The organism is Ramlibacter pinisoli, assembly GCF_009758015.1.
Lineage (GTDB): Bacteria > Pseudomonadota > Gammaproteobacteria > Burkholderiales > Burkholderiaceae_C > Ramlibacter > Ramlibacter pinisoli.
Genome location: NZ_WSEL01000003.1, coordinates 1,943,686 through 1,962,978, shown reverse-complemented (window position 1 = coordinate 1,962,978; position 19,293 = coordinate 1,943,686). Strand labels below are relative to the sequence as shown.

The window sequence follows — 19,293 nt, the reverse complement described above, 5'->3', positions numbered from 1 at the left end:
GATCCCCCACGCGAGCGCCGCGCGAGTCGGCACTACAGCAGCCCACGGCTGTTCGCGCAGCTGACCGCCTGCGCGCGCGACCGCACGTGCAGCTTGAGGTACAGGTTCTTGATGTGCGAGTTGACCGTCGTGCAGCCGATGGCAAGGTGTTCGGCGATCTGGCTGCTCGTCAGGCCGCTGGCGATCATTCGCAGCACCTCGTGCTCGCGGGCCGAGAGCGTCCCGCAGACGCTGGCCACGGGCGGCGCGGGCACGTCGGGTTGCCGGCGCGCCTTGAGCAGCAACCGGCGCGACAAGGCGGGCGTGATCGCGGCGCCGCCATTGGCCACCTGCAGCACCGGCTCCACGTAGCTCATGAACCAGCACTGCTTCCACAGGTAGCCGGCCGCGCCCAGGTCGAAGGCCCTGGCGGCATCCTCCTCGCTCAAGGCGCGGGACAGGGCGATCACCTCGACCTGCGGGTCGAGCTTGCGGGCCTGCGAGACCAGCTCGAAGCCGGCGCCCTCGCCCAGGCTGACATCCACCATCAGGACGTCGAACGGGCCCTCCCGGAGCAGCCGGCGACCGTCGCGCAGCGAACCGGCCTGCCCGGCCACCAGGGTGCGCGCATCGTCCATCAGCTCGCGGGCGATGACGCCGCGGGCATGCGGATCGGCGTCGACCAGGGTCACGCGCACCGGCGCGCCGGGCTGGCCCCGCATGGTCGCCGGCCAGACGTGGGGCGCGGTCGCGAACTGCTGAGGCCGGCCCTCGTCGCCACGGGACCGCCATTCGCTCGCCGACCTGGCATCCCGCGTGGCCGGATGGCTGTCGCTGCGTTCCAAGGACATGTCGCACCTCCTGGCCTCCATGACACAGGGACGCGGCACGACGCGCAACGCGCTATCCGGCGGCGGCCTGATCCGGATCAAGCCCGTGGCCGATTTCACTGCTGCTCAGTTGTTTTCACGCCGCGGCCGTTCGGCCTGCGGCGCCGCCGGTCGGCCTGTCGCCGGCCTCCTAGCCCGGGGGCGCGCCGTCGATCACGCTGCCGTCGCGGATGCGGTGGATGTCGTCGATGGCAACCGTCCACACGATGCCGTCGCCGATCTGGCCGGTGGCACAGCTGGCGATGATGGCCGCCCGGATGGGTTCGACCATGGCGTCGTCGGCCAGCACGCTGACCATCAGCTTGGACGAGAAGTCGGTCAGCTCCTGGCGCACGGTGCGATGGCCGATCGCGGCCGGCGCGGTGAAGCCCTCGGCCCTGAACACCGTCACGCCGGGGAAGTTGGGGATGGCGCGCAGCGCCTCGCGCAGGCGGTCGAGGCGGTGCGGGCGCACGATGGCGCGGATTTCCTTCATGGTCCGGGTCTCCTTCAGGCTTCTTGCGGACGGTCGTCGAACCAGCGGTACAGCGCGGGCAGCACCACCAGGGTCAGCAGGGTCGAGGTGATCAGGCCGCCGATCACCACCACGGCCAGCGGCTTCTGCACCTCGGAGCCGGGACCGCTGGCGAACAGGAAGGGCACCAGGCCCAGCAGCGCAACGGTGGCGGTCATCATCACGGGCCGGAAGCGCAGGATGCAGCCCTCGCGCACCGCCTCGGCCACCGCCAGCCCGTCCTCGCGCAGCCGGCGGATGCAGCTGACCAGCACCACGCCGTTGAGCACGGCGATGCCCCACAGCGCGATGAAGCCCACCGAGGCCGGCACGCTGAGGTACTCGCGCGTCACGAACAGGCCGACCAGGCCGCCGACGGAGGCGAACGGCAGCACCAGGATGATCAGCGACGCCAGCTTGAGCGAGCGGAACAGCATGAACAGCAGGAAGAAGATGGCGGCGATGGTCAGCGGCACGATCACGGCCAGCGTCCCCATGGCGCGCTCCATGTTCTCGAACTGGCCGCCGAACACGAACGAGTAGCCCTCGGGCAGCTTCACCTCGCGCGCCAGCCGCTCCTGCACCTCGGCGACGAAGCCGCCCAGGTCGCGTCCCTCCACGTTGGCGCCCACCACCACCCGGCGCTTGCCGCCCTCGCGGCTGATCTGCGCGGGGCCGTCCAGCAGCGCGATGCGTGCCACCGAGGCCAGCGGCACCAGGGCGCCGTCGGGCGCGCGCAGCGTGATGGCGCCGATCGCCTCCACCGAGTTGCGCGCGCTCTCCGGGAAGCGCACCGCGATGCCGAAGCGGCGCTCGCCCTCGTAGACCGTCGACACCTCCTTGCCGCCGATGGCGGTCTCGATCAGCGCGTGCACGTCGGCCACGTTGAGGCCGTGCCGGGCGATCGCCTTGCGGTCGATGTCGATGGTGAGCGACTGCTGGCCCGACAGCCGCTCGATGCGGATGTCGCGCGAGCCGGGCACGGCGCGCAGCAGGCGGGCCACGTCTTCCGAGACCCGGCGCAGGCCCTCCAGGTCGTCGCCGAACACCTTCACCGCCAGCTGCGAGCGCACACCGGTCACCATCTCGTCGACGCGCTCGGCGATCGGCTGCGACAGCACGATCTGCACGCCGGGAATGGTCGACAGCCGCCGGCGAATGTCCTCGTCGATCTCGTCCTGGGTGCGGTCGCTGTCCGGGTCCAGCAGCACGATGGGGTCGGACTCGTTGGGCCCGGCCGGGTCGGCCGGCGACTCGCCGCGGCCCAGCTTGGACACCACCATGCGCACGCCCGGCACCTCGGCGATGCTCTTCATCGCGGCGGTCTCGATGCGCAGCGACTCGTCCAGCGAGATGCTGGGCACGCGGTTGATCTGCGGCGTCAGCGCACCTTCCTTCATGGTCGGCATGAACGACTTGCCCAGGAACGGCACCAGCGCCACCGAGACCAGCAGCAGCAGCACCGCCAGGCCCAGCGTGCGGGCGCGCCGGGCCAGCGCCGCGTCCAGCAGCCCGACGTAGCGGCGCTTGAGGAAGGCCAGCACCGGCGTGTCGTGGTCGGCGCCGCCCTTCATCAGGAACGAGCACAGCACCGGCGACAGCAGCAGCGACACCACCAGCGAGACCGCCAGCGCGATGGCGATGGTCAGCGCCAGCGGCGCGAACAGCTTGCCCTCGATGCCCTGCAGCGTCATGAGCGGCAGGAACACCAGGATGATGATGGCGATGCCGAAGATGGTGGGGGTGGCCACCTCGCTGGTGGCCGCCAGGATGGTGCGCACCCGCGAGCCGCCGGGATCGGCCTGGCCCAGGCGCTGGTGCACGTTCTCCACCACCACCACGGTGGCGTCGACCATCAGGCCGATGGCGATCGCCAGCCCGCCCAGCGACATCAGGTTGGCCGAGATGCCGTAGCGGTTCATGACGATGAAGGTGACCAGCGGCGCGATCAGCAGCGTGGCCACCACGATCAGGCTGGAGCGCACGTCGCCCAGGAACACGAACAGCACCAGCACCACCAGCGCGATGCCTTCCACCAGCACCTTGCCCACGGTCCAGAGTGCAGCGTCCACCAGCTCGGTGCGGTCGTAGTAGGGCACGATCTGCAGCCCGCCGGGCAGCAGGCCCTGGGCGTTGATCTGGTCCACCCGCGCCTTCACCCGGGTGACGATCTCCTTGGCGTTGCCGGCGCGCGCCATCAGCACGATGCCCGAGACCGACTCGGTGTAGCCGCCCTTGACGATGGCGCCCTGGCGCACCTCGCTGCCCAGCTGCACCTCGGCCACGTCGCGCAGGTACACCGGCACGCCGCCGGATTCCTTGACCACGATGGTCGCGATGTCGTCGAGGTCGCGGATCAGGCCCACCCCGCGGATCAGGAACTGCTCGCTGGCCTGCGGCAGGATGCCGCCGCCGGCGTTGGCGTTGTTGCGCGCCACCGCGTCGACCAGCTGCTCCAGCGCGATGCCGTGGTAGCGCAGCCGCTGCGGATCGGCCAGCACCTGGTATTGGCGCACGTAGCCGCCCTGGGAGTTGATCTCGGCCACGCCGGGGATGGAGCGCAGCAGCGGCCGCACCACCCAGTCCTGCACGATGCGCCGCTCGGCCAGCTCCGCCGGCGTGAGCGCGCGCTTGCCGTCGTCCGGGTGGTCCAGCGTGTACTGGTAGACCTCGCCCAGGCCGGTGCTCACCGGCCCGAGCACCGGCGTCACGCCGGCCGGCAGTCGGGCGCCCACCTCGATCAGCCGCTCGGTCACCAGCTGGCGGGCGAAGTAGACGTCGGTCTTGTCGGTGAAGACCAGGGTGAGGATGGACAGGCCGCTCTTGTTGAGCGAGCGCATCTCCACCAGCCCGGGCAGGCCGGTCATCGCGATCTCCACCGGCACGGTGACGAAGCGCTCGATCTCCTCGGGCGAGCGGCCCGCGAACTCGGTGGCCACCTGCACCTGCACGTTGGTCACGTCGGGGAAGGCGTCGACCGACAGCCGGGTCGCCTCGCGCACGCCGAACGCGCACAGCAGCAGCGCCAGCACGACCACCAGCAGCCGCTGCGAGAGCGCGGCGCGGATCAGGGATTGCAGCATCGGGCCGGTCCTATTCGAGCTCGGCGCGCTTGCGCTCGTTGTTCATGTGGAACGCCCCCTCGACCACCACCGCCGCGCCGGCCTGCAGGCCCTGGAGCACCGGGCGCTGGCCATCGACGGCCGGCCCCAGCTCCACCGGCGTGAGCCGGTAGCGCTGGCCCTCGGTGCGCAGGAAGACATGGTCGCGGTCGTTCTCGCGCACCACGGCGCCGGCCGGCACCGTGAGCTGGCGCGTCGCCGGGCCGGCGATGCGCAGCGTGGCCAGCATCTGCGGCTTGAGCGCCCGGTCCCGGTTGTCCACCTCGGTGCGGATGGTCACGGTGCGGGTGTCGGGCGAGACGGTGTCGCTGATGAACACCACCTTGCCGGCGAGCTTGCGCTCGCCCAGCGCCGGCACCGCCACCTCGACCTGCTGGCCGAGGGCCACGGCGCGCGCGGTGCGCTCGGGCAGCGCCCCGACCACCCAGGCGGTGGACAGGTCGGCGACGGTGAACAGCGGGTCGCCGGGCTGCGACACCTGGCCCTTGCTCACGGTGCGCTCGGTCACCACCCCGGCCAGGGTGGCGGTGACGCCGGCCGCCTCGGCCAGGGCGCCGCGCTCGCCCAGGTGGGCGATGGCGTCGGCCGGCACGCCCATCAGGCGCAGCTGGTCGGCGGCGGCGCGCGACTCGGCCCGTGCGATCGCGAGTTCGGCCTCGCGCCGCTGCACCTCGGCCGAACCGATCACGTCGGCCTGGATCAGCTGGCGGGCGCGGTCGACGGCGCGCTCGGCCAGCTGCGCCGCCGAGGTGGCGCGCAGGAACGCCAGTTGCGCGGCGGTGAGCTCGGGGCTGGCGATGCGCGCCAGCGTCTGGCCGGCGCGCACGGTGTCGCCCACCTCGGCCAGCACCTCGGTGATGCGGCCGGTCATGGCGGCGCCGATGCGGGCGACGCGCTTCTCGTTGGCGTCGATGCGACCGACCACCTCCTGCACCACCGCGATCTCGCGGCTGGCCGCGGTCTCGACCTTGAAGTTCGGGGCCATCGCCGGCGGGATGTCGACCACCAGCGGGTCGGACGCCTTGCCGGCGGGCGCCTGGGCCGCGGGGGCGGTGGTTGCGGCGGCGCTCGCATCCGAAGCGGGCCGGCCGCAGCCCGCCAGCAGCAGGGTGGCGAGGGCCAGCAGCACGGTGGGGCGGAACGCCGACGGGAAACGGGTGGGAAAGTGCATGGTGGGCTCGCTCACGGGATGGGGCGGGAGAGGGTGGACTCGGGCACGGCGTAGCGGCCGGCCAGCTGTTCGAGTTCGATGGCGGCGGCCTGCACCTGGAAGCGGGCGTCGATCAGGTCGGCGCGGATGCTGCGCAGCAGGCGCTGCGCATCCAGCACGTCCAGGATGCCGCGCTCGCCGAAGCGGTAGGCGGCCTGGGCCACCCGCAGGGCGGCCTCGGCGCCGGGCAGGGCGCCGGTGGCCAGGGCGTCGGCCCGCAGCCGCGCGACTTCCAGCGCCTGTGCGGCCGACTGCAGTTGCCGGTCCAGTTCGACCTGCCGGCCGTCCAGCAGCGTGCGCGAGCGCTCCAGTTCGGCGCCCGCCTCGGCGATGGGGCCGCTGCGGCGGTCGAACAGCGGCACCTGCACCGTGGCGGTCAGCACGGCCTGGCGCACCTCGGGATCGCGCACCTGGCCGTAGCGCAGCTCCACCCCGGGCAGGCGGCTGGCACGCGATTCGTCGAGCCGGGCCTCGCGCCGCCGCACCTCGCTGCGCAGGAACTGCAGCTCGGGGTTGTGCTCCAGCGCCTCGCGCTGCAGGGTGGCCAGCGGCGGCAGGTCGGCGGCGTCGCCCAGCGTCGCCGCCAGCCGCCAGCGCGGCGGCAGCCGGCCGGCCGCCAGCCGCTCCAGCGCCAGCCCGGCCTGCTCGACCCGCAAGCGCGCCGCGGCCTGCTGCTGGCGCGCGTTCGCCACCTCGGCGGCGGCCTTGATCGCCTCGTAGCGCGGCGCCTCGCCGCTGTCCACCCGCACCTGCACGCGGCTGCGGATCTCCTCGAGCAGGGCGGCGGCGTCGGCCGCCGCGGCCGCCTCCTCGCGGCGCAGCAGGTACTCGAAGGCCTTCAGCCGCACCTGCGCGACCAGCTCGTTGGCGGTGATGCCGGCCTGCCAGTCGGTGCCGGTCTGGCCGTGGCGGGCCCCGGCGATGCGGGCCTCGCGCACGGCCGGGTTCTCGATCAGCTGCGAGACGCCCCAGCCGGTGACGGCGCCGCCGGTGACGCCGGGCAGGCGCGCGCGGTTGCTGCCGCTGAGCGCCTCCAGGCGCGGGTTGGCGTAGGCGGCGGCTGCGTCGACGGCGCCGGCGGCGGCCTCGCGGCTGCGCAGGGCGGCGCGCAGCGCGGGGTTGTAGCGCAGGGCGGCCTGCACCAGGTCGGCGATGCCCAGGACGGTCTCCTGGGTCGCGCCCGGATCGGGCGGGGGTGGGGGGGCGGCGGCCGGGGCCTCCGCCCGCGCGGCCACCGCGGCCGACAAGGCGCAGGCAGCCACGACGAGGGTCAATCGTGGAAAGTGGACGGGCATGGTCGATGCCGCGGGCACGGGCCCGCGGTCGGCAAGGGATCGGACAGGGACGGGGTGCCGCGGCCGTGCCGCGGCGGCGCTCAGGCGAGCGCGCGCGGGGGCCGCTGCGGCGGCGGCTCGCTGCGCTGCGGCCGGCCGGCGATGGCGGTGGGCGCCAGGGTGTGCGAGGCCAAGATGGAAGGGAGCGTCAGCCCCGGCAGGGCCTTGTGGTCGCTGGCGTCGGCGTCGCAGGGCGGCTCGACGGACAGGCTGCGGACGTCGTCATCGCCGGCGTCGTCGGCGGCCACCAGGACCATGGTGTCGAGGTCGATGTCCTGCGCCTGCAGCTCCTGCGCCGGCGGCGCGAAGGCGAGCACGAGGGCGCAGACGCAGGCTGCCACCAGCGCGAGCAGCCAGCCGACCGCGCCACCGGTGGCGGCGTGGTCAGGAGGAGGGGCGAGGGTGGCGGACACGGGTCGGAGGCACGGCGGCAAGCGCCGCGATGATACGGATGGGAGTCGGATCGGGGTGCCCCGGTTCACGTCCGCGGCGGCGCCGTCAGGGTGTCGTCAGCAGCTCGGCGGCGGCGCTGCGGCAGCGGGAGGCGCGCCGGGGCGCGGACGTCAGCGTCCGCCCGGCGGCTGGTCGAGCCGCTGCAGGAAACCGTGCGACGGGGCGAGCCAGCCGGCCTGGCCGCGCAGCTCGGGCGGCACGGCGGCGGCATCGGCCGCGATCAGGACCCGGTCGTCGGCCACCCAACGGATGGCCGCGGGCGGCAGTTCTTCCCAGCCGGACGCATCGCTGCCGAGGCGGTACACATTGCGCCCGTCGGCGCCCACGCTCCGCTCGACCTGCTCGCTGATGCGCACCGGGGTGTCCGGCCGCAGTTCGCACCAGGCGTCGCAGCGCCCCTGCGGGTCGAGCTTGCCGACCTCCTCGTAGGCGGGATGGTCGGGGCGGATCGACTCCAGCCCGGTGGCGGCCAGCGCCAGCCGGGGTTGCGTGACGGGAACCTCGCGCACCGCGCCGGCCCAGCGCTCGAGCGCGGCGCAGTCGCCGAACTGCCCGATGGTCTCGAGCACGGCGCGGGTGGGAACCATCAGGCGGCGCTGGTTCGACGGCAACAGCGCCTCCGCCGGGGTGATCCAGACATGGTCGACCGTCTCGATGGTGTCGTGGGCGGCCGCCTGGTCGCCCGGCGCGCGGGTGACGAAGAAGCGGGTGTCGAAGCGCTTGGGCCGGCCCAGGGGCGTGACCCAGTGGGCGATGTAGTGCAGGCGCTCGGGCACCAGCCGCAGCGAGAACTGGCGGCACAGGTCGGACAGGCTGGTCTTGCCCTGCTTCAGGTCATGGCGCCAGCTGGCGGCCGGCCATCCGGACTCGGCCTCCAGCGACGCGTCCTGGCCGGCGGCGTTGACGGCGAACAGGATGCCGGCTTCCTCGAAGCACTCGCGGATCGCCGCCAGGTAGTAGGCCAGTCCACCCTGCTCGAGGCGCAGGCGGGCGCTGGCGTCGCCGTCGGTCAGCGCCGACGCATGCGGTGCCGGCTCGCGGTCGCCCGGATCCAGCAGCCCGCCCGGGAAGACCCAGGCGCCGCCGTTCTGGTCGGTGCTCTCGGCGCGCCGCAGCAACAGCACCTCGATGCCGGCACGGGGCAACTGGGCATCACGGACGACGACGACTGTCGCGGCTGGCCGGGGTTCGCGCACTTCCATCACGCCTCGATTGTGGCGCAGCGGCGGCACTCGACTCCAGGCCGGCCTGCTAGCCACGCACCGGCGCCCAGGCGAACGACTGGGGCGTGGCGATGCCCGCCGCGCCGGAGGTCACGAGCCGGTCGCACTCCGCCGCGTCGAGGCCGGCCGCGCGCAGGACCTCCAGCGTGTGTTCACCCAGCTCCGCCGGGGGCACTGTCGCCACGTCACCGACCGCGCCTAGGCGGGGGAACTCGGGCACCTGGAAGCCGAAGCCGCGGTAGCCCACGTCGCGCAGCTTGCCCGGGTGGCGGGCCTGCGGGGCATCCAGCACGCGCTCCAGCGGCAGCACCTCGGTGAAACCCACGCCGGCCGCCTGCAGCCGGGCCGCGGCCTGCTCGAAGGTGAGCGCGCCGATGGCGCTCTTCACGACGGCCTCGACCGCGTCACGGGCCTTCTTGCGGTTCTTCAGCAGGGCCAGCGACTCGTCGTCGGCCTGCGGCAGGGCCAGGGCCCGGCAGAACTTCGCCCAGTGGGCGTCGGTGAGCATCAGCAGGTACATCCAGCGGCCGTCGGCGGTGCGGTAGGCGCCGTAGCCCGGCATGCTGAACTCGCCGTGCGGCTCGCGCTCGGCCCGCCCCAGCAGCTGCGTCTTCAGCTGGACGCCCACCAGGTCGCGGGAGGCGACGTGCAGCCCGGTCTCGTACAGGCCGACCTCGACCGGCGCCGGCTGGCGACCCTGCCTGGCCTGCAGCAGCGACGACAGGATGCCGATCACGGCATAGGCGCCCGCGAACTGGTCATGGTACGAAGGGCCCAGCCGGCTCGGCCGGCCGTTGATCACGTTGCCCTCCATCACCCCGGTCGCCGCTTCCGCGACGGGATTGGAGGCGAGGTCGTCTTCCTGGGGACCGGCTGCGTAGCCGCGGATGTGGCAGTAGATCAGCCGCGGGTTGATGGCCTGGCAGTCCTGCTGGGTGAGCTGGAGCTTGCGCGCCGCCTTGGGCGCCAGGTTGTGCACCAGCGCATCGGCGCCGGCCAACAGTTTGCGGAAGGCCGCGTGGCCGTCCGCCGTGGCCAGGTCGAGGCACACGCTCTTCTTGCCGTGGCTGTAGGCGATGAAGGTTCCGCTGGGGCCGCCGCGGACCAGGGCGCGGGTCGGGTCGCCCCGTGGCGGTTCGACCTTGATCACCTCCGCGCCCAGCTGCGACAGGATGTGGGCGGCGAACGGCGCCGCCAGCATCGTGCCCAGTTCGATGACGCGCAGGCCGGCGAGGGAAGGAGTGTCCACGATCAGTCCTCAAAAGAATGCATTCTACACAATGAGGCGATCTGCCGAGTTGCGTGATCTCTCGTTCTGAGCGCCTTTGGAGCGCAATTTCAAGGGATGAACGCGGGTAAACCCGGAATCGGCGGCGTGCCGAACACCATATAGAATGCATTCTTCCGAACGGCGCAGCAACCGGCCGCCATTCCCCCAAGGAGACTCGACCATGCTTAGAAGGACCTTCCTCTCCAGCACTGCGGCCGCCGCCGCGGCAGCCGTCCCGGGCCTGGCCGGCGCCCAGCAGGCGTCGCCCGGCATCGATGTGGCGGCCAAGACCGTGACCGTGGGCGCGTTCACGCCGATCACGGGTCCGGTGCCCTTCTACACGATCCTCACCCACGCGGCCGAGTCGTGCTTCAAGTGGGCCAACGAGACCAACCAGCTCAACGGCTGGAAGATCAACTACGTGACCTACGACGACGGCTATGAGCCGGCGCGCAGCGTGGCCGTCACGCGCCGCCTGGTCGAGGAGAACAAGGTCTTCGCGCTGGCCGCCCCGGTCGGCACCGCGCAGTCGGTGGCCGTGCTGCCCTATGCGAAGGAGGTCGGCCTCCCGGTGATCGGTCCCATCGGCGGCGCCACGGCGCTGTTCGCCGAGCGGCTGGCCTTTCCGCTCCTGCCCGACTACGGCTGGTCGGCAGCCTCCAACCTCGACTACGCCTGGACCGACCTGAAGGCAGCCCGCGTGGCGCTGCTGTGGGAGAACGACGAGCTGGGGCGGTCGGCCAAGCGCGGCTTCGACCTCCACTGCGCGACGAGCAAGAAGGAGCCGGTGGAGTCGATCCCGTTCGAGGTGCGCAACACCGACTTCACCCCGCACGTGCGCCGGCTGGCGAACGCGAAGGCCGACGTGGTCATCCTGTTCGGCTCCAACGCCAACCTGGCCGCCGCCCTGAAAGCGGCCGAACGCATCGGCTACGACGCCAAGTGGATGGCGCCGTTCTTCACCGCCGATCCCACCACCCGCAAGCTGGCCGGCCCGCTGCTCGACGGCGTGTACTTCTCGTCCTGGCTGCTGCCGGTCACGGCCGATGATCCCAACGTCAAGGCCTACCGCGACCACGTCGCCAAGAACTACCCGAGCGACCCCATCGGCGTGTTCGGCCTGAACGGGTGGAGCAACGGTGCCCTGTTCGTCAAGGGCTTCCAGATGCTGCTGGCCAGCGGCAAGCCGCTCACGCGGGCCAACCTCGTCGACGTGATGGAGACGATGACCAACCAGAGCGTCGGAGGTGCGCGCAACGTGAGCTTCAAGGCCGGCGACCATCGCGGCGCCCGCCAGGAAGGCATGGTCCAGGCGGCGGCGGACGGCAGCTTCAAGCTGGTGCGCGACTTCAAGCCCTACCCGGCCGAAGTGTTCGACGCCAAGCTCTCCTGAGGTGCCCGCGTGACCGTGAACTACGCCGACTGGGTGGGCCGCCAGGAATCGACCACCGAGCGCATCGACGCCAGGGTCGTCCAGGCCATGGCCGCCACGCTGGACTGGCCGGCCGCCCCGCAGGCGGGCACGGCGCTGCCCCCCGGCTGGCAGTGGCTGTTCTTCAATCCCACGGTGGCCCGCAGTGGCCTGGGCACTGACGGACACCCGAAGCGCGGCGGCTTCCTGCCGCCGATCGAACTGCCACGCCGCATGTGGGCCGGCAGCCGGCTGAGCTACACCGGTGACCTCCTCGTCGAAGGGCAGGCCACGCGTGCCAGCCGCATCGCCAAGGTGGAGAACAAGGTCGGCAAGCGCGGGTCGCTGTGGTTCGTGACCGTGGAACACACGACCTCCAGCCAGGGCAGGACCTGCATCGTCGAGGAGCAGGACATCGTCTACCGGGAAGCCACGCCGCCGTCGGCCGCGCCCGCGGCCAGGCCGGAGCGCTTCGACGGCCAGGCGCAGTGGGGCCGCGACGTCGTGCCCGACACCACGCTGCTCTTTCGCTACTCGGCGTTGACCTTCAACGGTCACCGCATCCACTACGACCAGGCCTATGCCCGTGACGAGGAGGGCTACCCGGGGCTGGTCGTGCACGGTCCGCTGACGGCCACGCTGCTGCAGCAGCTGGCGCTGGAGCAGGGCGGCGGCCGTCCGCTCGCGCGCTTCGACTTCCGCGGCGTCAACCCGCTGATCGCGGGCCGTCCGTTCCGGCTCGAGGGACGCGACGCCGGCGATGGAACGCTCGCGCTGTGGGCGCGGGGACCGGACGGCGAGCTGGCCATGTCGGCCACCGCGACCTTCCGCTGATCGAATTCAAGGAGTACAGACACATGGCACAGCATCTGAGCGGCCCCCCGAGCCTGGAGGGCCAGGTCGCACTGATCACGGGCGGAGCCGGCGGCATGGGCCGCGCGATCGCCGCGGCGTTCAAGGCAGCGGGCGCCCGCGTGGTCGCCACCGACCGCGCCGAGCACGAGGACGTGGGCCCCGGCATCCAGTACCGCCAGTACGACGTCACCTCGCGTGCCGCCACCGACAAGGTGGTCGACGCCGTCATCGCCGAACACGGCAAGGTCGACATCCTGGTGCTGTGCGCCGGCATCATCGCCCGCACCCCGCTGGGCGACAGCACCGACCAGGAGTGGGACGACATCCTGTCGGTCAACGTCAACGGCGTGGTCAACCCGACCCGCAAGCTGTTTCCCCTGATGTGCCAGCGGGGCTTCGGCAAGATCCTGGCGGCGGGCTCCATCGCCGCCAAGAACGGTGGTGTCGCCTCCGGGCCGGCCTACGTCGCGTCGAAGGCGGCGGTGCATGGCCTGATGCGCTGGATCGCCAAGGCCGGGGCGCCGCACGGGGTGTACGCCAACACCCTCGCGCCCGGCCCGGTCGAGACGGCGATGTGGGCCAACGTGACCGGCAGCACGGGCGCGCCGGCGGCCAACGCCACCGTCCCCCTCGGCCGTTACGGCAACGCGGTCGACATCGCGCAGGCGGCGCTGTTCCTGTGCTCGCCCGCGTCCAACTGGATCACGGGCACGTCGCTGGACATCAGCGGCGGCATGTGGATGGACTGAGGCACGGCCATGCGATTCCAGACCGGACCTTCCATCGGCTTCATCGGCCTGGGCGTGATGGGCGGCCCGATGTGCCGCAACATGGCCCTCAAGCACGGCGAGGACGTCATCGCCTATGACGCCAGTCCTGCCGCGTTCGACGCCGCCCTGCACGGCACCAAGGCCCTGCGCGCCGGGTCGGTGGCCGAGATCGCCGCGCGGGCGGACATCGTCTTCCTGTCGCTGCCGGGCGCCCCGCAGGTCGAGCGCGTGTGTCTCGGCGCCGAGGGGCTGACCAGCGGCGAGCGCAAGCCCTGGATCGTCGTCGACCTGAGCACCACCGCGGTCGCGGCCGCGCGCGACGTCGCCGAGCGCCTGCGCGCCCGCAACGTCGCCTTCGCCGATGCGCCGGTGGCCCGCACACGGGAAGCCGCGCAGCGCGGCGATCTCAGCATCATGGTCGGGGCGGAGCAGGCGCTGTTCGACAAGATCGAGCCGCTCCTGCGCTACATCGGGTCGGACGTGACGCGCTGCGGCGAGGTCGGGTGCGGGCAGGTCGTCAAGTTGATCAACAACGCGCTGGTGTTCGAGAACACCATGGCCCTGGCCGAGATGATGGTGCTGGGCCAGCGCGCCGGCGTCGCGCCGGCCATGCTGCTCGATGCGGTGGCGAAAGGGTCGGGCGACAGCTTCGTGCTGCGTAACCACGGGCGCAAGGCCATGCTGCCGCGCGAGTTCCCGGACAAGTCGTTTCCGCCCGAGTACGTGCTGAAGGACCTGGGCTACGTGCTCGAACTGGCGGCCCAGACCGGCGTCGCGGCCCACGTGGCCGACCTGGCCCGGCGCTACTACGAAGCGACCGCGGGCAACGGGTTCAGCGGGCGCTACTTCCCGGCGGTGATCGAGATGGTCGACCGCAGCATCGGACCGGCGCCGGCGCCGGCGCCGGCGCCGGCGGGCGAGGGCTGAGCCACATGGGCGACCTCATCGGCCTGGCCTGGTCGGGCGTCATCAGCGGCTGCCTGTACGCCATGGGCGCCATCGGCATCGTGCTGATCTACAAGAGCTCGAACGTCGTGAACTTCGCCCACGGCAACCTCGCCGGTCTGGCCGCGTTCATCGTCTTCGGCTTCACGGCCGGCATCCTGGGCAACATGGCGTGGGGCGTTGCCGTGGTGCTCACGCTCGCCATCATGGTCGTGGTGATGGCGGCCAGCTACCTGCTGATCGCGCCGCTGGTGTTCAAGTCGGACCTCACCAGCACCATCGCGACCCTCGGCATCGGCCTGGTCGCCCAGGGCGTCACGCAGCTGGTGTTCGGCTCCAACGTGGTGTCGATGGACCTGCCGCTGCCGGCGTGGAAGGCGCAGCTCGGGCCCATCCGCGTGACCTCGTACGACGTGGCGGTGCTGCTGGTGACGGCCACGGCCATCGGCCTGCTCTACCTGCTGATCGAGCGCACCCGTGTCGGCATCGCCTTCCGCGCCGTGTCGGCCAACCCGTTCGCCAGCCGGGTCTGCGGGCTGAACCTGCGCAACGTGCACCTGTTCTCGTGGGTGGTGGCGGGCGTGCTCGGCCTGGTCGCTTCCCTGCTGATCGTGCCAACCACCTTCCTGTCGTCGACCAGCGTCGCGTCCTTCATGTTGCAGGCGTTCGCAGCCGCCGTCGTCGGCGGCTTCAGCAGCCTGCCCGGCGCGGTGCTGGGCGGCATCTTCATCGGCGTGCTGATGAACCTGCTGTCGTTCTACGTCGCCGCGGAGTTCAACAACACCTACCAGCTGGCCATCATCCTGCTCGTCCTGAACCTGTTCCCCAAGGGCGTCCTGGCCGTGCGCGGAGGTGCCCGTGTCTAGCCTGCCGCTGACCACCGCCGCCGCGCAACCGGTGGCCGCGCAGCCTGCCGCCGCCGGGGCGCGCCGGCCGCTGTCGGCCGTCCTGCCGGCGCTCGGCCTGGGCGTGCTGCTGGTCCTGCCGCTGCTGGCCGGTGGCTACTGGACGTTCACGCTGGGCCTGTGCTTTGCCAACGCCATCGCCATCCTCTCGGTGAGCTTCCTGGTCCGCTACGGCGGCGAGGTGTCGATCGGCCACGGCGTCTTCGTCGCCGCCGGGGCCTACACGGTCGCCCTGATGGAGAAGTACCTGGGCTTGTCGGTGCTCGCCGCGCTGCCGCTGGCGGCCGTCGCGGGCGCCCTGCTCGGCGCGGCGTTCGCGTTCCCCTCGCGCCACCTGTCCGGCATCTACCTGGCCGTCGCGACGATGGCGCTGGCGCTCTCGCTGCCGGAGGTGCTGCTGCACTTCTCCACGCTGTCGGGCGGCTACGAAGGCCTGTACGTCAAGCTCGATGCGGTGCCCGGTGCCGCCAAGTCGCTCCAGCGCTACTACCTGCCGCTGCTGGGCCTGGCGGCCGTGGTCCTGCTGCTGAAGAACTTCCGCCGCTCGCGCCAGGCCATGGCGCTGCTGCTGATCCGCACCTCCGCCCATGCAGCGGAATCGTTCGGCATCCGCCGCAGCTGGGCCCGCCTGTGGTGCATGGCCCTGAGCGGCGCCATCGCCGCCATCGCCGGGGCGCTGCTGTCCTTCAGTTCCTCGACCGTCTCTCCCAACAGCTTCACCCTCTGGACGTCGATCTTCCTGCTGGTCGGCTCGGTGGTGAGCCTCTATTCGCTGTCCCTGGTGGGCAGCCTGGTCGGCGGCCTGTTCCTCACCCTGATGCCGCTGCTGCTGGCGGGGGCCGGCAACTGGGTGCCCATCCTCTACGGCGCCGCGCTGCTGGCGGTGGTGCTGGGCGTCAATGCCCTGCCGCCCCACGTCCGGGCCCGCCTCGAGGGAGGCCGCACATGAGCGCCGTCCTCGACGCCCCCACGCTGGTGGTGGAGAACCTGTCGCTGTCGTTCGGCGGCAACCAGGTCCTGCACGACCTCGCGCTGGAGCTGCGGGCGGGCGAGATCACCGGCCTGATCGGCCCCAACGGGGCCGGCAAGACCAGCTTCTTCAACTGCCTCACCGGCCTCTATGCGCCCCGGCAGGGCGGGATCCGGTTCGCCGGCCGGCGCATCGACGCCCTGCCGCCGACCGGGCGCGCCGCGCTGGGCTTCTCGCGCAGCTTCCAGCACGTGGCGCTGTGCCCGGAACTGAGCGTGGTCGAGAACGTCATGATCGGGCTCGACCGGCAGTCGACATCGGGCTGGCTGGATGCCTTCCTGCCGCTGGCGGGCGGGCGTGCCGAACGGGTGCGCAACCGCGAACAGGCGCTGGCGGCCCTGGCCAGGCTCGGCATCGCCCACGTGGCCGACGAGTCGCCGGCGCAACTGCCGCCCGGCACCCTGCGCCTGGCCGAGATCGCGCGCGCCATCGCCGGGTCGCCCCGCGTGCTGCTGCTCGACGAACCGGCCGCCGGCCTGAATTCGGTGGAGACGCACGACCTGGCGCTGGCGCTGCAGAAGCTGCGGTCGCCGCAGCTGGTGCTGGTGGTCGTCGAACACGACATGGATCTGATCATGGCCGTCTGCGACACCATCCACGTGCTCAACGTCGGCCGCCTGCTGGCTTCCGGCAGCCCGGCGCAGGTGCGCGCCAACCCCGAGGTCGTGCGGGTCTACCTGGGAGACGAGGATGTCTGACGCCGCTTCCAGCCTGCTGCAGGTCGACGGCCTCACCGTGCGCTATGGCGCCGGTCCCGTGGTGCACGGCGTGGCGCTGTCGGTGCAGTCCGGCACCGTCGCGGCGCTGCTGGGCGCCAATGGCGCCGGCAAGTCCAGCACGCTGCGCGCCATCGCCGGCCTGGAGCCGGCGGCCGGCCGGGTGCTCTTCGACGGCCGCGACGTGTCGCGCCTGTCGGCCGCGCAGCGCTTCCGCTGCGGCCTGGTCTACGTGCCCGAGGGCCGGGCGATCGTGTCCGATCTCAGCGTCGCTGAGAACCTCACCCTGGGGTCCTACTTCGTCGACGCGGCCACGCGGGCCCGGCGCCGCGACATGGTGCTGGAGTTCTTCCCGGAGATCGCCAACCGGCTGCGCTCGCCGGCCGGCCTGCTCAGCGGCGGCGAGCAGCAGATGCTGGCCATCGGCCGCGGACTGATGTCGGGCCCGCGCCTGCTGCTGCTGGACGAGCCTTCGCTGGGTCTCGCGCCGCTGCTGGTCGCGCGCGTCTACGAACGGCTCGCGCTGATCCAGAAGGAACAGGCGCTGTCGGCCCTGCTGGTGGAGCAGAGCTTCCACACGGCGGCGAAGCTGGCCGCCAAGGCCTGGGTGATGCGCCAGGGGCGCATCGTCGGAGAACTCGACGCGGTTGCGCTGCGCAGCCGCGAAGGGCGCCAGCAGGCGATCGATGCCTACCTGGGCGCGCGCCAGGAGCCGGTGGTCCCGGCGCAGGGAGAAGCGGCATGAAGCAGTTCCGGTTGGACGGACAGGTGGTCGCCAGCGGCCTGCGCTTTCCCGAGGGGCCGGTCGCCCTCCAGGATGGCAGCGTGCTGGTGACGGAAATCGCCGGCGGCACGCTCACCCGCGTCTGGCCGGCCGGCGCCGTCGACGTCGTCGCCCACCTGGGCGGCGGTCCCAACGGCGCTGCGATCGGCCCCGATGGCCACTGCTACGTCTGCAACAACGGCGGCTTCAGCTGGCGCACCGACGACGGCTTCACCCGGCCCACCGGTGCGGCCGCCGACTACGCCGGGGGCGCCATCCAGCGCGTGAACCTCGCCACCGGCACGGTGGAGCAGCTGTACACGCACTGCGACGGCGTCGCGCTGCACGGCCCCAACGACATCGTGTTCGATGGCCAGGGCGGCTTCTGGTTCAGCGACTTCGGCAAGACCTTCGAGGACCGCATCGTGCGCGGCGCCGTGTACTACGCGCGCACGGACGGCAGCTTCATCCGGCGCGCCGCCCACCCCTTCCTCACGCCCAACGGGGTCGGACTGTCGCCGGACGGCGCCACCCTCTACGTGTCGGAAACCGAGACCGGCCGCCTGTGGGCGTATCCGGTCCTGGAAGCGGGCGTCCTGGGCCTGGCGCCCTGGCCGTCGCCGAACGGCGGACAGCTCGTCCATGGCCTGCCGGGCTTCCAGCGCTTCGATTCGCTCGCCCTCGAGGAGGGCGGCAATGTCTGCGTGGCCACCCTCGTGAACGGGGGCATCCACGTCTTCTCGCCGGCCGGCGATCTGCTGGAGTTCCACGCCGCGCCGGAGGGCTACTGCACCAACATCTGCTTCGGCGGCCCCGGGCGGCGCACCGCCTTCATCACCCTGTCCGGCTACGGCCAGCTGTTCGCGGCCCAGTGGCCGCGCGCCGGGCTGGCACTGGCCCACCAGGATCCCTCCGCATGAACACGACCGTCCTCACCCGCCGCCGCCTGCTCCAGGCCGGCTCCGCCCTGGCCGCCGGCGCCCTCGCAGCGCCGTTGGTCGCGCTGGCACAGCCCGCTTGGCCCGACCGGCCGGTGCGCGTCATCGTTCCCTACGCGGCGGGGCAGGGGGCCGACGTGCTGATGCGCCTGATCGGCCAGGAACTGTCCCGGACGCTGAACCAGCCGCTGGTGGTGGAGAACCGGGCCGGTGCGGGGGGCAACATCGGCGCCGCTGCGGCCGCCAAGGCGCCGGCGGACGGCTACACCTTCCTGTTCGGCACCAACGCCACCAACGCGGCCAACGAGTTCCTCTACCCGAATCCCGGGTTCAACGCGGCCGCGGATTTCGACGCCGTCGCGATGGTTGGCCTGCTCCCGATGGTGATCGGCTCCACGGCGGCCGATCTGCCGGCCAACGGGGTCGCCGAACTCGTCGCGCAGGCCAAGGCCAGGCCCGGCACGCTGAACGTCGGCCTGCCCAGCACCACGGCCAACGTCGTCTTCGCCCAGTTCGTGAAGTCGGCCCAGGCGCCGCTGTTCGCCGTGAAGTACAAGTCGTCGGCGCAGTCGATGACCGACGTGCTCGGCGGGCAGATCCCGCTGGTGATCGACACCGTCACCGCGGCCCGGCCCCATGTCGCCAGCGGCAAGCTCAAGGTGGTCGGCATCACGTCCCTCAAGCCCAGCGACATGCTGCCGGGTGTGCGGTCCGTGGCCGAGCAGGGCGTGCCCGGCTTCGACGTCGTGGCCTGGGACGCGCTGTTCGCCCCGCGCGGAACGCCGCCGGAGGTCACGCAGAAGTTCGCGCAGCACGTCCAGCGCGCGCTGCAGGTCCCCGAGATCCGCCGCAAGCTGCTGGACATCGGCGTCGAGCCCCTGTTCATGGGCCCCGCCCAGCTGGATGCCTTCGTCAAGGACGAGCGCCAGAAGTGGGGCGCCACCATCAAGGCGGCCGACATCCGCATCGACTGAACCGTGATGACC

The 19,293-nt window shown here is 72.1% G+C and carries 18 protein-coding genes; 10 read left to right on the top strand and 8 right to left on the bottom strand.

Annotated elements, in window-relative coordinates; translation table 11 throughout:
• Positions 1–32: 32 nt before the first annotated feature.
• From GON04_RS10685 to GON04_RS10650, 8 genes are all read right to left on the bottom strand, one after another.
• Positions 33–830, bottom strand: coding sequence for a LuxR C-terminal-related transcriptional regulator (locus tag GON04_RS10685; protein WP_157397864.1), 798 nt, complete (start codon positions 828–830; stop codon positions 33–35).
• Between the two features lie 169 nt (positions 831–999).
• The gene (locus GON04_RS10680) at positions 1,000–1,344 is read right to left on the bottom strand and encodes a P-II family nitrogen regulator (RefSeq protein WP_157397863.1); all 345 of its coding nucleotides are present in this window, start codon (positions 1,342–1,344) and stop codon (positions 1,000–1,002) included.
• 14 nt (positions 1,345–1,358) lie between these two features.
• Positions 1,359–4,445, bottom strand: coding sequence for an efflux RND transporter permease subunit (locus GON04_RS10675; RefSeq protein ID WP_157397862.1), 3,087 nt, complete (start codon positions 4,443–4,445; stop codon positions 1,359–1,361).
• Between the two features lie 10 nt (positions 4,446–4,455).
• The gene (locus GON04_RS10670; protein ID WP_157398466.1) at positions 4,456–5,655 is read right to left on the bottom strand and encodes an efflux RND transporter periplasmic adaptor subunit; all 1,200 of its coding nucleotides are present in this window, start codon (positions 5,653–5,655) and stop codon (positions 4,456–4,458) included.
• A gap of 11 nt (positions 5,656–5,666) precedes the next feature.
• A complete protein-coding gene (locus GON04_RS10665) occupies positions 5,667–6,968 on the bottom strand; it encodes a TolC family protein (RefSeq protein WP_232532971.1) in 1,302 nt (433 codons plus the stop codon).
• Positions 6,969–7,069: 101 nt separating this feature from the next.
• Positions 7,070–7,441, bottom strand: a complete 372-nt coding sequence (locus GON04_RS10660) for a hypothetical protein (RefSeq protein WP_157397860.1) — start codon at positions 7,439–7,441, stop codon at positions 7,070–7,072.
• A 150-nt stretch (positions 7,442–7,591) separates the two neighbouring features.
• The gene (locus tag GON04_RS10655) at positions 7,592–8,683 is read right to left on the bottom strand and encodes an NUDIX hydrolase (protein WP_157397859.1); all 1,092 of its coding nucleotides are present in this window, start codon (positions 8,681–8,683) and stop codon (positions 7,592–7,594) included.
• A 49-nt stretch (positions 8,684–8,732) separates the two neighbouring features.
• Positions 8,733–9,953, bottom strand: a complete 1,221-nt coding sequence (locus GON04_RS10650; protein ID WP_181653988.1) for a CoA transferase — start codon at positions 9,951–9,953, stop codon at positions 8,733–8,735.
• Between the two features lie 202 nt (positions 9,954–10,155).
• Between GON04_RS10650 and GON04_RS10645 the strand changes: the two genes are divergently transcribed.
• From GON04_RS10645 to GON04_RS10600, 10 genes are read left to right on the top strand one after another with little or no spacing between them, the layout of a single operon-like run.
• On the top strand, positions 10,156–11,367 hold the full coding sequence (locus GON04_RS10645; RefSeq protein WP_157397858.1) for an ABC transporter substrate-binding protein: 1,212 nt from the start codon (positions 10,156–10,158) through the stop codon (positions 11,365–11,367).
• A 9-nt stretch (positions 11,368–11,376) separates the two neighbouring features.
• Entirely contained in the window at positions 11,377–12,219 is an 843-nt protein-coding gene (locus GON04_RS10640; protein WP_338050933.1) for an HTD2 family dehydratase, read from the top strand.
• A gap of 23 nt (positions 12,220–12,242) precedes the next feature.
• Positions 12,243–12,989, top strand: a complete 747-nt coding sequence (locus tag GON04_RS10635) for an SDR family NAD(P)-dependent oxidoreductase (RefSeq protein WP_157397857.1) — start codon at positions 12,243–12,245, stop codon at positions 12,987–12,989.
• A gap of 9 nt (positions 12,990–12,998) precedes the next feature.
• Entirely contained in the window at positions 12,999–13,937 is a 939-nt protein-coding gene (locus GON04_RS10630; protein ID WP_157397856.1) for an NAD(P)-dependent oxidoreductase, read from the top strand.
• Between the two features lie 5 nt (positions 13,938–13,942).
• On the top strand, positions 13,943–14,821 hold the full coding sequence (locus GON04_RS10625) for a branched-chain amino acid ABC transporter permease (RefSeq protein WP_157397855.1): 879 nt from the start codon (positions 13,943–13,945) through the stop codon (positions 14,819–14,821).
• Entirely contained in the window at positions 14,814–15,809 is a 996-nt protein-coding gene (locus GON04_RS10620; RefSeq protein WP_338050932.1) for a branched-chain amino acid ABC transporter permease, read from the top strand. Before GON04_RS10625 ends, GON04_RS10620 begins: the two co-directional genes overlap by 8 nt.
• Complete coding sequence (locus tag GON04_RS10615) at positions 15,806–16,588, top strand: ABC transporter ATP-binding protein (RefSeq protein ID WP_157397854.1); 783 nt, start codon at positions 15,806–15,808, stop codon at positions 16,586–16,588. Before GON04_RS10620 ends, GON04_RS10615 begins: the two co-directional genes overlap by 4 nt.
• On the top strand, positions 16,581–17,351 hold the full coding sequence (locus tag GON04_RS10610; RefSeq protein ID WP_157397853.1) for an ABC transporter ATP-binding protein: 771 nt from the start codon (positions 16,581–16,583) through the stop codon (positions 17,349–17,351). The genes GON04_RS10615 and GON04_RS10610 overlap by 8 nt, the downstream gene beginning before the upstream one ends.
• Positions 17,348–18,289 (top strand): SMP-30/gluconolactonase/LRE family protein, encoded by a 942-nt coding sequence (locus GON04_RS10605; protein WP_157397852.1) that lies wholly within the window; start codon positions 17,348–17,350, stop codon positions 18,287–18,289. Before GON04_RS10610 ends, GON04_RS10605 begins: the two co-directional genes overlap by 4 nt.
• Positions 18,286–19,281, top strand: coding sequence for a Bug family tripartite tricarboxylate transporter substrate binding protein (locus GON04_RS10600; RefSeq protein WP_157397851.1), 996 nt, complete (start codon positions 18,286–18,288; stop codon positions 19,279–19,281). Before GON04_RS10605 ends, GON04_RS10600 begins: the two co-directional genes overlap by 4 nt.
• Positions 19,282–19,293 lie beyond the last annotated feature (12 nt).